We start from the raw sequence: 13866 nt of genomic DNA, 5'->3' as shown, positions 1-13866 counted from the left end.
CAGGATTATTTATCCCAGATCAGCAATTGGATAGGCGTAGGGTTAAAGGCATTGCACGGATTGTTGAGTTGTGGGCAGTTGCTGATCAAAACAACTGTTTTGCATAAGGCCTCCATTTCAACATAACGGCCAGGTGCCGACACACCATCTGCAAATTCCAAATTGCCGTCAGGGCTTACAGGGACATTCATAAAGAAATTAATATTCGGCGCTAAATCACGTTTTTCATACCGGGTGTCACCGTAATTTGCGAGCAGATTCATAAAGGTATCCCGGCAGTTGTGCATCGGCAGCACATCATGGGAATAACGGACGGTGTTGCTTTGTGCGGAACAGGCGCCGCCAAGTGTATCATGTCTGCCACAAGTGTCCGCAACAATTTTTAGAAGGGTTTTTCCGGATTCCGATAATAGGGCGGTTCCGGTTGTTAAGTAAATGTTTTGCTGGGCAGTAATGGTTGCCGTTGCGCTGTAATGGTCTTCCGGATTTTCCGCATCAAAGAATAAGGTATCAACGGCCTGGTTTCCCTCTAAATCTACGATTCTCAGCACCTGTCCCGGGAGTAGTTCATGCATCCAGCCCTCACCAGCCGGAATCACTTTGTTATAGATTGCTTTTTCTGCTTTTCTTGGGCTTTCAATCTCTTGAAAAACTGCCATAATTTATTCCTCCTACAATATAGATTGAGCTCGCTCATCATTTCATGAGACATCAATTACATCTGATCGTTGCGCATCTCAAAATGGATAGATGGTTAGTTCGGCAAAGCCAGTAATTGGTATTCCCAAGTGTTTTCAAAGGCACGTAAATTCTCCGGGCAGTGTGTGACGCAAATGTCGTTATCCGTGACAGGAGCACCAGGTAAAACTTCCATCCGAACAGGAACAGAAGGGTAGTCTGTTTTAGGATCAAGCGGATGTGGGGTATTGGACAAGATCAGCAAAATATCCATATCAGTTCTTAATGTAACAGAGGCTCCTTTTTGGCAATGGTCTTCGTGAAAATGCATCTGTCCGGATTTGTCACAGGTGACTTTTGAGAATAAATTAACATTCGGCACGAGATCCCTTTTTTGCAGGCCGCTTCGCACAAGTTCCATCGTAAAATTTTCCTCCCCGCAGCGGAGCCAGTCATTTCTAATATTCTGGTACCGAGTTACACCATATTTGGCATTTGTCTGGGCACGGGTTGTATAGCCGGAAATAGTATCATGCCAGCCGAGATCGTCTTCAATGATGCTAGCGAGGACACGGCCGTTATCGCTCATGAGAACATTCCCTTTTGTTAAATGGTTCGTATGCTGAGCTTTCAACGTATCCGGCATGTTATAACGTTCAGCTATGTTGCGGGCATGATAGAGCAGCATTGACAAGTTTGCCCCGTCTTCCAAAGCGGTGAAACGTATCTGTTTTCCAGCACCGATGACCCCGGACCATTTTCCTCCAGAATTTAACGTAAGATTCCAAATTTTATCCATAATGATTCCTCCATTCTTTTTTCTTTGGATAAATAAAAGGGAGATATCATTTCAAGACGAGGTCTTGTCGATATCTCCCAGGCTTTTATCCTTCCGTGTCACAGCATAATACGACTGTGTGTTTTCTCTCGGACCAGGCCGGAATTTCTTCCGCGGAACCCTAGAAAACAGTTTTGTTTAGTTGTCAAAATGATTTCCGTTTGATGTTACAAATTGTAACATGAAAGAAAGGTGAAATCAACCCTGTTTTTTAAAAATTAAAATTAATTATCCCAAAAAGGCTAGTTAATGGGGTTTAATATTCTTTATAAAAATTCATTGACTTTTTTAAATTTTTCTTTTAAAATGGAAAACATAAAATAAAATTACATTGTATGTAAGAAAATATAACATTAGTTTTCTAGGGTTCCGCAGTACGCTGGTCAGGTCCAAGAGAAAACACACAGTTGGAAACTGTGCACACGGAGGGATAAAAGCCCGGGAGATCTTCTATTTCAGAATCTCCCTGGGCTTTTTTTATTTTAAAAAACCAGGAGGGCATTGTATTATGGAAAATCAACCAACATTAAAAAGATCATTAACCTTGTTTCAAGTTGTATTTCTCGGATTGGCATGGATGACACCCATGATATTTTTTACCAGTTTTGGTATCTCGTACGAATCTTCAAAAGGCATGCTCACTGTTGCATATTTGCTAGCTTTTCTGGCAATCTTTTTTACAGCGTCCAGTTATGGGAAAATGGCAAAGGCTTTCCCTGTCTCCGGATCGGCATTAACTTATATTACAAAAGTTATGAACCCTTTTATCGGTTTTTTAGTAGGCTGGGTTATTTTATTGGATTATTTGTTTTCCTGTATAATCGCTAACTTAATGTTTGGCATTAATTTACATGCGCAATTTCCGTCTGTACCGTCTTACATATGGATTATTCTCCTTGATATCGTATTAATGGTGATCAATATTATCGGAATCAAAACGTCCGCAAATATCAGCAAGTTGTTTGTATGTATCCAAATCGCCTTCATTGCCCTTTTCTGTATCCTTGTTTTTCATAATCTCTTACAAAACGATACATCAGTCCATTTAGCAGGCCCTTTTGCAATGGGGGATAGTATTACATTTTCAACCATTTTGGCCGGGGCATCAATTATCTGTTTTTCGTTTTTAGGTTTTGATTCCATTACTGCGATGGCGGAAGAAACGATCAACCCAAAGAAAAACATTCCGAGAGCCATTATGATTATCATTTCGGTTGCGGGCATTCTTTATTTCTCCACATCTTATTTTCTGCAATTGGCCTATCCGGAATTGAAATTTAGCAATCCGGATACAGCGGGCTTTTATGTGGCAAATCTTGTCGGAGGTAAAATTTTGGGATCCATTTTTACAACCGTGCTTGTATTTGCGGTATTTACGCAGGGTCTGTCTTCGGTTGCTACGGTAACTCGCCTGCTTTATGTAATGGGTCGTTCCGCACAGCTGCCAAAAAAATCTTTCGGATATCTCCATCCAAAATTTCGTACGCCTGTCTTTAATGTTGTTTTGGTCAGTGTGATATCTTTACTAGGGTTATTTATCAGCCTTGACACATGCATCAAGTTTGTTAACTTCGGCGCGTTAACAGCATTTATGTTTGTCAATCTTTCTGTTATTCTACATTATTTTATAAAAGAAAAACGGAGGACCTTGAAAGGGATCATAGCTTATTTGGTTTCACCACTGATCGGGGCAGGTTTCATTTTCTATCTGCTGACCCTGCTGGATAAAGATTCACTACTTATGGGATTAAGCTGGCTGGCGCTAGGGTTGATGTACAGCCTATACTTAGTGGCAAGAAAGAAAAAGCGGGCATTGGTAAAAGAACAGGAAAACGTAACGGTGACGGTGGAGTGATTTTGGGTGTATGCCATCACTCGAAACAGGTGATACAACCACGTTTGGCACGGTCACGGCGGAAGCGAACCCTGCAGTGGCAATAAAAAGAGGCAACACAACCATTGGCACGGGGGAAATTGGCAAAAAAGTTAGCTTTAGAATTAAAATATCCAAACAAAAAGCTGTCACAACATTGACCGATTATGCCACCGACAAAGCCGCTTTAGGAATACCAACGCTGGCACGGTAATCTATAAATTGACGGCCGTTTCAGGAAAAACTGAAAAATACGCCACAGTAATATATACAACGGCAGCTATTGCGTAGGAAAAGCTACGGTGAACTCAAAAGGTACGTATACCGTTTATATGAAAAAAAGGGGATCATTGCTACAGTTTTATGCGAAAGATAAAGTGGGGAATAAGATCGGGTACCGGCATGTGAAAGTAAGTAAGAAAAAAGTCCTAAGGGGCCGCCATTTTTATAACCATGTGAAAAATCAAATTTAATTAAAAACAATCTTATCCTACAATTATTCATAGCTATAGCTGTGAATAATGCTGTAAATTGAAGCAGAAATCCTTCATATTATTTATTGCAATTTAGATTAATTGGATTAAGATCATTGGATTCATACACGTATTTGATCAATTCACTTAAGTGTCGGGTTGTTCATTATCTTCTATTGCCTGATTTAGTCCATGGAAATCTGACAGTAGTGACTTAAAAAATGGATCTTTGTGAATTTCTTGGTATAATTCGGTTGGAATATTCACATATTCTTTATTTAATAAGTCATATAGTCGATTCCAATCGTCAAATAACAATGGGTATAAGAGAAATTCTTTAATATTACTGGTAACAAGGACACTGTCACTATAATAAGCAGCATGTAAGATGCGTGAATCTGCAACTGCGGGATATTCCATTTTTCGTTCGTCCACAACTGTAGTGAACTCGGAACGAACATAGGCGGACATTTCTCTTATTTTGTGCTCAATGTTTATATTCGCTAAATCAGGTAAAACTTCTTGACACGGTTCTAACAAATCAGATATATGTTCATTTTCCTTGGGAGATAATGTGGATGATTGAAATTTCAGTTCGCGAATCACTTCTTGTGGAACACCTATAATGGCTTCTCCATCTTGAATTTCCTGGATGACTTGCTTCCAAAATAATTTAGCTGCCTTTTTATGCGATGGTTCAGCTTTTGAATTTGCTTTATATCTTAATACATTTGTATCTATTGTATATTGTTTCATTTCCCCGGATTTTCTCTCTGCCATACATTATTCCACATCTTCATCACCTAGATAATCAAGCATTTTATTAGCGAGATTAGTGGATTGAAGTTTAATCCGGGCTCTTTTCTTAAGAGCCTCTGCCAAAATAAAAATATACCCTTGAGCGAGGCTCTGGAAAATTAATTATCCCGATTTTTTTGCCTTTTCATCCAGATTTTCAATTCAATAGAAGTAAAACGGTCATTTTTCTTCAAAAAAAGGGCATACGTATCCCGCCTTCACAAAATGTTTTTTTTTCACTACCCTTTGTGGAAAGAAAACGTTCATTTGAGTTATTCACATATCCACCTGTGAATAACTTAATTTGCTCTTTGCAGTCGATTGCGTGTCCATCCACAATTGGCCTTTCCAGTCTGATGGTACGCCATATTTGCCATGATATGCATAGATATCATGCATCGATCTACATGAGCTTCAACTGCCTGCTTCCCACGCTTGTGAACACGACGGAGACTGTATCCGTCTTTTAGAATGCCAAAGATTCGTTCGATGATCGTCCTGGCACTATATAACACTTCAAATGTGCGACCATGTTGCGGCAACTCGACATCTACTTGAGGCGTTTGATCAAAGTCTATCCTGAATACTCTTCCTTGTGCTGCCCCATTACAACATTCCGCGTGATTCGCTAGCGGGCAGGTGAGACCTTCTTGCTTGGCATTTGGATGAAATACAGGACAAGTGTAAATATATTGCCCCTTTTCCCGATCAGATCCTCTAAGTTCCATTTTATGTCCACTGATACAGATGGGAGTGCCGTACCGGTTGATTTTTTCAATCCCCCGGGCGGTAGTTGGTTTATCTTTACGGTTCCGTGGATTGATCGATGCCACCAATTTCGCCTGTAATACATCCTTTGTCACTTTTTGATTTTCCGGCGTTTGGTAGATTCCATCTGCCAAGATAAAGCTCAACTGCTCAGCCATCTCGGGGTGCTCTGCCTTAAACGTCTCCAATGTCGGTTCTAATGTTTTCCCATCGGGTGTATTTCCTTTAAATACTTCCCGCGTCAAAGGCAAACCGGATTTCACCCCGCATACCATTGATAATTTATGCGCAATATAGGAGACTGCATTACTTTTACGCATTACCCCTACATTGTCGTCCGTAAGGACTCTGGGGCAATCGCAATAACCCTCACAAGAACACGTCTTCCTTGTTTTATTCAAGGCTGCTTCTGCCTCTATATGCGATGTATCCACGGCGGCTGCTTCCTCATCCGTTTCAACCACGCCTTCCCCTTTATTATATTCAACAACCAATAGCCGGGCTTTTTCCCAAAGACCATTTGTTGTCATGATTTGATCAAAACGAGCAAAGGAACGGTAGCTCGGAATTTTCTCCGTAAATCCACACATGGTGGCAAATAGCGGGTTTGATTTCACTTGCAAATAGACACTCTCCACCATCACTTCAATATACTGTAAAGAGGCCAGTTCAAAAGCACGAAAAAAGGGCATGAAAGGATGCGGTTTTCTCCCTGCGGGAGAGGGACGAAATAATGAAGACGCAAACTTCTCTTCTTCCTCGGGTATTGAAAATAGTGCTGGCTGGATTTCATCAGAATGATCATCTGCTCTTCCATTTTTTAAGTGCAAGTATAAAAGGGTATAGTAATCTCGTTCAACCGGTTTAAAAATCTCCCATGGAAAACACATGGCTGGAATGACAAAGGGTATATCAGAATAGTCTTGCCAATTGTGGGGAATCAAATTGTATGTGTAAAATTTTACTCGAAGGGGCAAATGAGTGGAAAAAAATAGGAAGACACTCTACTATCTAAATGTACACCCTGAATGAACATCTAGAGAGAGGTCTTCCCATGGATATTTTTTTGTATTGATAAATCTCTGGTTTGTGTTAGACTAGAAATAGTCATGAAATCACTCCTTGGATACTTGGATATTTGGTAGTACTTATATATTTCTAACTTCGCTTTACGGTTGGAGAGCCATAACGATACTTGGATATTTGGTAGTACTTATATCTTAGCAAAGGAGTGGCTTTCATGGCTCTTTTTTTTTTAAAAAAAAATCATTCTTTTCCGTTTTACAATATTTACCATGGGAATGAGTAGCCTAATCTATTAAAACTAGTCTAAAACCTAATGAAAAGTAAAAGTTCAGGCATTGAGAATAAGCGAATTTATCCATTGAAATCCACCACTCATCTGAATCTCGTTTTCTTCCAATTTTAAAAAAACATAGACTTTGAAAGTTGAAGCGCATATAATAAATTTATAAACATCTTGGGAGAATAGTCCTGCTTGAGATGATTTAATTTTGGAAGAGAAGGGGGATATCAAATGGATTCCAACACTAGGCAATCAGGACAGAAAAATAAGAACAAAAAACTTGTGATTTTGGTAAGCGGTTTCGTTTTAATAATTGCCGCTGTCTTTGCACTTGTAATATACAATAGTATTCAGCAGGAAAAAGCAAAAAGAATTGCTGCTGATAAAAAATATGTGCATGCTATGCATCAGTTTGTATCGGATGGATATAAAGCAGGAACAAAAGCTGAAGAAATGGTAAAAACACTTCAGGATGTGTGGCATGATGCTATTTTTGAAGCGACATATGAAATCGATGGGAAAATTCACGCTTCCGGTATGGACTTTAATGACGCAATTCAAGCACAATATACATCATTCGAAAAGAATGGAGACCTATCAAAACTGGAAAGTCATCAGGCTGCGTTAGAAGCTGATATGGATAAATTGAAAAATCCACCAGCAAAGTATAAAGATATTTACCACGATATTGTTGACGCATACGGGTCTTTAAAGGAATTTACTGAAATGGCTGATGACCCAAGTGGTTCTTTGGACTCTTTTACAGACAAGGCCAATGAATTAGATAGCGAAGTTGCCAAGAAACTAAATGCTGTAGATGTTCAATTACCAGAAGAAAAGTAAAAGCTTGCCTCCGTATTTAGACAGTATCATTCTTAAGACAGTTTTTTATTAGGCGGTCTTGGCAGGGGCGGATTGAACTTTGATGCAAAAACACGCCGCGCCTCGTTCACAGATGAAGATCTGTTTTATGCCCATATTGCCGGCATGGACAGCTTTGCCCTTGGTTTAAAAGTGGCGAACCGACTGATTGAAGACCGTGTATTTGATGTCTTTATCGAAGAACGGTACAGCAGCTATAAAGAAGGCATCGGCGCCGATATCGTTTCCGGCAAAGCTGATTTTAAATCACTTGAAAACTATATTCTTGATAAAAAAGAAATTACAAACCAATCCGGTCACCTGGAACAACTGAAAAACACGCTGAACCATTATATTGTGCAAGAAGCCTATCAAAGTGTAAATGCGTAAAATTCCGAACCGGTCTGCCTGGATGAAGGCCGGCCGGTTTATTCTATGGGGAGATTATGATGAAATATGCAATCGGTGTCGATCTTGGGACAAGTTCTGTTAAAGTATTACTTGTTGACCAAAACGGACAGGTGGTTTCATCTGTTTCTAAATCCTATCCGTTAATGCAGCCGCACCCGGGTTACAGCGAACAGGATCCGGAACAGTGGGTCGAAAAAACGATTCAAGCTTTGAAAGAACTAACGGAAAAATCCGGGGTACCCCGCGATGAAATTGAAGGGCTCAGTTTTTCTGGCCAAATGCACGGGCTTGTGCTGCTGGACGAAAATCTGCAAGTCATCCGCAATGCTATTCTTTGGAACGACACAAGAACAACTGAACAATGCAAAAAAATCGATCAAGTACTGGGTGGCAAGCTGCTGGAAATTACAAAAAATCCGGCCTTAGAAGGGTTCACACTTCCGAAGATACTTTGGGTCCAGCAGTACGAACCGGAAAATTTCCGGAAAACGCGTGTCTTTCTCCTGCCAAAAGATTATCTTCGTTACCGGTTAACCGGAACGATTGGCATGGATTACTCGGATGCAGCGGGCACTCTGTTGTTAGATATCGTCAATCAATCATGGAGCACGGATATTTTGCGCACATTTGACATCCCGGCCGATATTTGCCCGCCGCTTGTTGAGACGGAAGCAGAAGTCGGCACATTATTGCCGGACATCGCTGCGACGTGCGGCCTTTCTCCTGCGACCAAAGTGTTTGCCGGTGGGGCGGACAATGCCTGCGGTGCGATCGGCGCCGGCATTTTAGAAGAAGGCAAAGCACTTTGCAGCATTGGCACATCCGGTGTATTCCTTTCATATGAATCAGACAGCAATAAAAACTTTGGCGGCAAAGTGCATCTTTTTAATCATGGACAGAAAGATGCTTACTATACAATGGGCGTTACACTTGCCGCCGGATACAGTCTGTCCTGGTTTAAGGATACATTCACAAAAGGCGAAGATTTTGCAACATTGCTGGAAGAAGCCGCGCATTCTTCGATCGGGGCAAACGGGCTGCTTTTCACACCGTTTATTGCCGGGGAAAGAACGCCCTATGCCGATGCAAAAATCCGCGGCACTTTTACCGGCATTGATTCTTCACACACCAGGCGGGATTTTACCCGGGCAGTGATGGAAGGCATCGTCTTCTCCATCAATGAAAGCGTTGAAATTTTTCGAAACTACGGCAAAAACATCGACACCGTGATTTCAATCGGGGGCGGTGCGAAAAGTGACCTGTGGCTGCAAATTCAAGCTGATATTTTTCAGGCAAAAGTCATCAAACTTCAGAATGAACAGGGTCCCGGGATGGGCGCCGCCATGATTGCAGCAAGCGGATTAGGATGGTTCTCTTCCCTCAAAGATTGTGCAGCCGCCTTTATCCGGACAGGCCGGACATTTGAGCCAATACCGAAAAACGTCAGCCGTTACCGGGATTTTTATCAGGTTTATAAAGATGTTTATCCGCACACCGTCGCGATCAATCACCAGTTGTTTGATTTAAGGGAGGAATGAGGGGGCTGCAGCACATTCAATTTGCTAAATGTACCGTATGTTGGCTTTTTTTCGAAAAATAGTCGCTTTACCCTCTTTTATCCGTTGAAACAGTTTTCAAGTAAAAAGTATTTCTATAAAAATTTACATTCAGTATTTTGCTAATCCCTGGATTTTTTTCCAATTCCAGGGTTTTTGCTTATCCTATCTCCAAAAATTTAGAGGGAAGAATTTCTGATAAACTCTGGACAATATTTAGAAAATATTGTAAACTTTAAACAAAGTGGTTTTCATTTCCTTTTTAATATGAAGGGGTTCTGCAAACTTGGGAGTGAGATCCACCAGATTAGGGGGGGAGTTATATGAAAAAAGTGAGATTCGTACTCTATGTATTGTTAGCGTTCTCTTTGATCGTTGGGTTGCCGATAGGTGCGCAGGCAAGTAGCGGAGATACGAATTACTATGAACTCATCAGCAATGAATTTCCTGATGGTTCAAACTCTGAATATACCGGTTCTTTCCGCATTAATAACGATGCTTATGCCGAAAGCAAAAAACTCAGCCCGTCCGCATATCGTATGGATTACGTGGCACCGTTTGATACAGAGAAAAACCAAAATAAAGCCCTGAAAAAAGAAACAAAATCGATTAAAAAAGATTATGTTAAAGGGGACAGCAAATCGTTCTATGTTCAAAATATAGAAACCAGCGATTTTTCATCCATTTCTGCAACGCTTCTTTATAGCGGTGACCACGCCAACGTTTGGGTGAACAACAACGATATTACAGAGGATGAAGCAGCATTACTTGGAAAAGAATTCGATAATAAAATCTATCAATCAGATGTCGACAACTTTGGAACGCCATCTGATGTCGACCAGAATGGGAAGGTCAATATATTATGCTATGACATTCAAGATGGATTTAGTGGAAGCGGCGGTTATGTGGCTGGTTATTTTTCTCCGCGCGATCTGTATTATTATAGCTATTCCAATCAGTCGGAAATTTTCTATATTGATACCTATCCGTTGATGGGGATGTCTGCGACGAAAGATGTTTCGCAAGCTTATTCTACCCTGGCGCATGAGTTTCAACATATGATTAATTTTAACCAGAAAGTATTTGTACAAGGATTGACCGATACGGAAACCTGGATGGATGAGGGCCTCTCGATGGCGGCTGAACAAATTTACACCGGTGCGCCGTTGAATGACCGGATCGATTACTACAATGAAGATGCGGACATTACAAAAGGCCATTCGCTTTTGTATTGGGATTATGAGGGTGACACATTGGCAAACTATTCTTTGTCATACCTGTTTATGGAGTATTTAAAGGCCCAGTGCGGACAAGGAAACACGATTTATAAGGAATTGATTAATGATCCGCATACTGATTATCAAGCAGTGCAGAATATCATCCATAAATACATTGATCCGAACCTTAGCTTCGGCCAGTTTATGACAGATTTCCGTGCCGCACTTGTCTTGAAAGAGAACACCGGCCTTTACGGATTTAAAGGGGATACTGCTTTTGACGGGCTGAAAGTAAAAACCTACAGCGGCTCCTCAATCAATATAAAAGGCGGCGGAGCCATCGTCAAAGCTTTAAGCTCCAAAGATGATTTTCAAGTTCCTTCTGACAAAGGCACCGATATCACCTATACGCTTCTTGAAAAAGGAGATGCAGGCGCTGTAACGTCCCTGTCAAAACCGTCCGTTCAAACGGTTGGGGATAATGACACAGTAGTTACCGGTACGGCAGACCCGAATGTGACTGTGAAAGTAGCGGTGAGCGGAAAGGAAATTGGTTCCAATTCTACTGATTCAAATGGAAGTTTTTCGGTCAGCATCCCTAAACAAAAAGCCGGAACAGAACTGCATGTGCATACAGAAGACGGCAAGGGCAATCAGAGTGAAGAAACCGTCGTCACTGTTCAGGACAAAACGGCTCCAGCAGCGCCGAAAGTGAATGAAGTAAGCGATGCAAGCACTGCGGTTAAAGGAACCACGGAAGCGGGGGCAAAAGTTACAGTAAAATCTGGCTCAAACATCTTAGGCACGGCAACGGCCGATAGTACTGGTGCATTTAAGGCAACCATCGCAAAACAAAAGGTGGGGACGAAGCTTGTAGTCTACGCAGAAGATGCAGCAGGGAATAAAAGCGCTGAAACAACGGTAACGGTCATTGACAAAACGGCTCCGGCAGCGCCGAAAGTCGGAGAAGTAAGCGATACAAGTACTACGGTTACTGGAACCACAGAAGCGGGCGCGAAAGTAACAGTAAAATCGGGCTTGAACATTTTAGGCACGGCAACAGCCGATAGTACTGGTGCATTCAAGGTAACCATCGCAAAACAAAAGGCGGGGACGAAGCTTGTCGTCTATGCAGAAGATGCAGCAGGGAATAAAAGCGCTGAAACAACGGTAACGGTCATTGACAAAACGGCTCCGGCAGCGCCGAAAGTGAATGAAGTAAGCGATACAAGTACTACGGTTACAGGAACCACAGAAGCGGGCGCGAAAGTAACGGTAAAATCTGGATCGAACGTCTTAGGCACGGCAAAGGCCGATAATACCGGTGCATTCAAGGTATCAATCGCAAAACAAAAAGCAGGAACGAAGCTTGTCGTTTATGCGGAAGATGCAGCAGGGCATAAGAGCGGTGAAACAACGGTAACGGTCATTGACAAAACGGCTCCGGCAGCGCCAACGGTTCAACCATTTGGCGATAACCAAACAGTGATTACAGGTAAAGCCGAGGCTGGGTCAACCGTAACGATTAAATCCGGAAAAACGATTTTGGGTACAGCTACAGCAAGTAGTAAGGGTAGCTTCTCGGTCAGGATTAAATCGAAGCAAAAAGCAGGAACGGTTCTGACAGCCTACGCAACAGATAAAGCGGGAAATACAAGTGCAGGCAAATCGTTCAAAGTGGAAGACAAAACAGCACCATCAGCCCCGTCCGTCAATCGGTTTGGTGATAATCAAACAATGATTACAGGTAAAGCAGAAGCCGGCGCCAAAGTGACGATTAAACGTGGCAAAACAGTGCTGGGGACAGGGACAGCAAGTAGTAAGGGTAGCTTTTCAGTCAGAATTAAATCGAAGCAAAAGGCAGGAACGGTTCTAACAGCCTATGCGACAGATAAAGCGGGAAATACGGGTGCAGGCAAATCGTTCAAAGTGGAAGACAAAACAGCACCATCGGCCCCGTCCGTCAATCGGTTTGGCGATAATCAAACAACGATTACAGGTAAAGCAGAAGCCGGCGCCAAAGTGACGATTAAACGTGGTAAAACGGTGCTGGGGACAGGGACAGCAAACAGTAAAGGCACCTTCTCAATCAGGATCAAATCGAAGCAAAAGGCAGGAACGACTCTGACAGCCTATGCGACAGATAAAGCTGGAAATACGGGTGCAGGGAAATCGTTTAAAGTGGTAGACAAAACGGCACCATCAGCCCCGTCCGTCAATCGGTTTGGCGATAATCAAACAACGATTACAGGTAAAGCAGAAGCCGGTGCCAAAGTGACGATTAAACGTGGCAAAACGGTGCTGGGGACAGGGACAGCAAGTAGTAAAGGTAGCTTCTCAGTCAGGATTAAATCGAAGCAAAAAGCAGGAACGGTTCTGACAGCCTACGCGACAGATAAAGCTGGAAATACGGGTGCAGGCAAATCGTTCAAAGTGGAAGACAAAACAGCACCATCAGCCCCGTCTATCAATCGGTTTGGCGATAATCAAACAACGATTACTGGCAAAGCAGAAGCCGGCGCCAAAGTGACGATTAAACGTGGTAAAACGGTGCTGGGGACAGGGACAGCAAACAGTAAAGGCACCTTCTCAATCAGGATCAAATCGAAGCAAAAGGCAGGAACGACTCTGACAGCCTATGCGACAGATAAATCGAGAAATACAAGTGCAGGCAAATCGTTTAAGGTTGCAGATAAAACCGCCCCTGGCGTTCCAACAGCCGGAAAGGTCACTTACAAATCAACAAAGGTTTCCGGTAAGGCGGAAAAATACGCTACGGTTTATGTTTACAACGGCAGCCATTACGTCGGAAAAGCAACGGCAAATTCAAGAGGAACCTACTCGGTGCATATGAAGAAACAAAAAAGAGGATCCACGCTGAAGATTTATGCAAAAGACAAGGCGGGGAATAAAAGCAAATACCGATATGTAAAGGTGAAGTAAGACGAAACGGCCTCCAGGTAGGGGGCCGTTTTTAGTATGGAAGAAATATACCTGGGCCTCTTGGGCCTCCTATACAGAAAACTTATGCCCTGTACAGATTCAAGGATGTCAAATGTTGTCCCGAAAATATCGCGTTTCCAAGAC

Annotated in this window: 9 protein-coding genes, 1 pseudogene and 2 riboswitches; of the genes and pseudogenes, 6 read left to right on the top strand and 4 right to left on the bottom strand. The window is 42.2% G+C overall.

Features of this window, described 5'->3' with window-relative positions; genetic code table 11:
- Positions 1-5 precede the first annotated feature (5 nt).
- Positions 6-659, bottom strand: a complete 654-nt coding sequence (locus tag BCOA_RS21530; protein ID WP_014096226.1) for an urea amidolyase associated protein UAAP2 — start codon at positions 657-659, stop codon at positions 6-8.
- Positions 660-754: 95 nt separating this feature from the next.
- The gene (locus tag BCOA_RS21525) at positions 755-1477 is read right to left on the bottom strand and encodes an urea amidolyase associated protein UAAP1 (RefSeq protein WP_014096225.1); all 723 of its coding nucleotides are present in this window, start codon (positions 1475-1477) and stop codon (positions 755-757) included.
- Between the two features lie 72 nt (positions 1478-1549).
- Positions 1550-1652: riboswitch (guanidine-I (ykkC/yxkD leader) on the bottom strand.
- Between the two features lie 214 nt (positions 1653-1866).
- Positions 1867-1963: riboswitch (guanidine-I (ykkC/yxkD leader) on the top strand.
- Positions 1964-2024: 61 nt separating this feature from the next.
- On the opposite strand from BCOA_RS21525, the gene BCOA_RS21520 reads away from it, so the two are divergent.
- Together BCOA_RS21520 and BCOA_RS21515 are read left to right on the top strand one after the other, a co-directional pair.
- Entirely contained in the window at positions 2025-3371 is a 1347-nt protein-coding gene (locus BCOA_RS21520; protein ID WP_014096224.1) for an APC family permease, read from the top strand.
- A 10-nt stretch (positions 3372-3381) separates the two neighbouring features.
- Positions 3382-3603, top strand: a complete 222-nt coding sequence (locus BCOA_RS21515; RefSeq protein ID WP_014096223.1) for a hypothetical protein — start codon at positions 3382-3384, stop codon at positions 3601-3603.
- Positions 3604-4009: 406 nt separating this feature from the next.
- Here BCOA_RS21515 and BCOA_RS21510 read toward each other — a convergent pair whose 3' ends face one another.
- Positions 4010-4642 (bottom strand): DUF4411 family protein, encoded by a 633-nt coding sequence (locus BCOA_RS21510; RefSeq protein WP_014096221.1) that lies wholly within the window; start codon positions 4640-4642, stop codon positions 4010-4012.
- 317 nt (positions 4643-4959) lie between these two features.
- Entirely contained in the window at positions 4960-6372 is a 1413-nt protein-coding gene (locus BCOA_RS21505; protein WP_258435236.1) for a transposase, read from the bottom strand.
- A 593-nt stretch (positions 6373-6965) separates the two neighbouring features.
- On the opposite strand from BCOA_RS21505, the gene BCOA_RS21500 reads away from it, so the two are divergent.
- The 4 genes and pseudogenes from BCOA_RS21500 to BCOA_RS34550 all read left to right on the top strand — a co-directional run bounded on the left by BCOA_RS21500 (position 6966) and on the right by BCOA_RS34550 (position 13722).
- Positions 6966-7577 carry a hypothetical protein gene (locus tag BCOA_RS21500; protein WP_014096219.1) on the top strand — a complete coding sequence of 204 codons (612 nt, stop codon included), beginning with the start codon at positions 6966-6968 and terminating at the stop codon, positions 7575-7577.
- A 51-nt stretch (positions 7578-7628) separates the two neighbouring features.
- Positions 7629-7985, top strand: a pseudogene (locus BCOA_RS21495) (xylose isomerase); the annotation flags it as partial.
- 59 nt (positions 7986-8044) lie between these two features.
- Positions 8045-9544 (top strand): xylulokinase, encoded by a 1500-nt coding sequence (gene xylB / locus BCOA_RS21490; protein WP_014096217.1) that lies wholly within the window; start codon positions 8045-8047, stop codon positions 9542-9544.
- Between the two features lie 341 nt (positions 9545-9885).
- Positions 9886-13722: an Ig-like domain-containing protein gene (locus BCOA_RS34550; protein ID WP_014096216.1), complete on the top strand. Its 3837-nt coding sequence runs from the start codon at positions 9886-9888 to the stop codon at positions 13720-13722.
- The last annotated feature ends 144 nt before the right edge of the window (positions 13723-13866 follow it).

The sequence above is a fragment of the Heyndrickxia coagulans 36D1 genome (genome assembly GCF_000169195.2).
GTDB lineage: Bacteria > Bacillota > Bacilli > Bacillales > Bacillaceae_C > Weizmannia > Weizmannia faecalis.
Note: the sequence above shows the minus strand (reverse complement) of the source record. Positions and strands in the feature narration are given on the sequence as shown.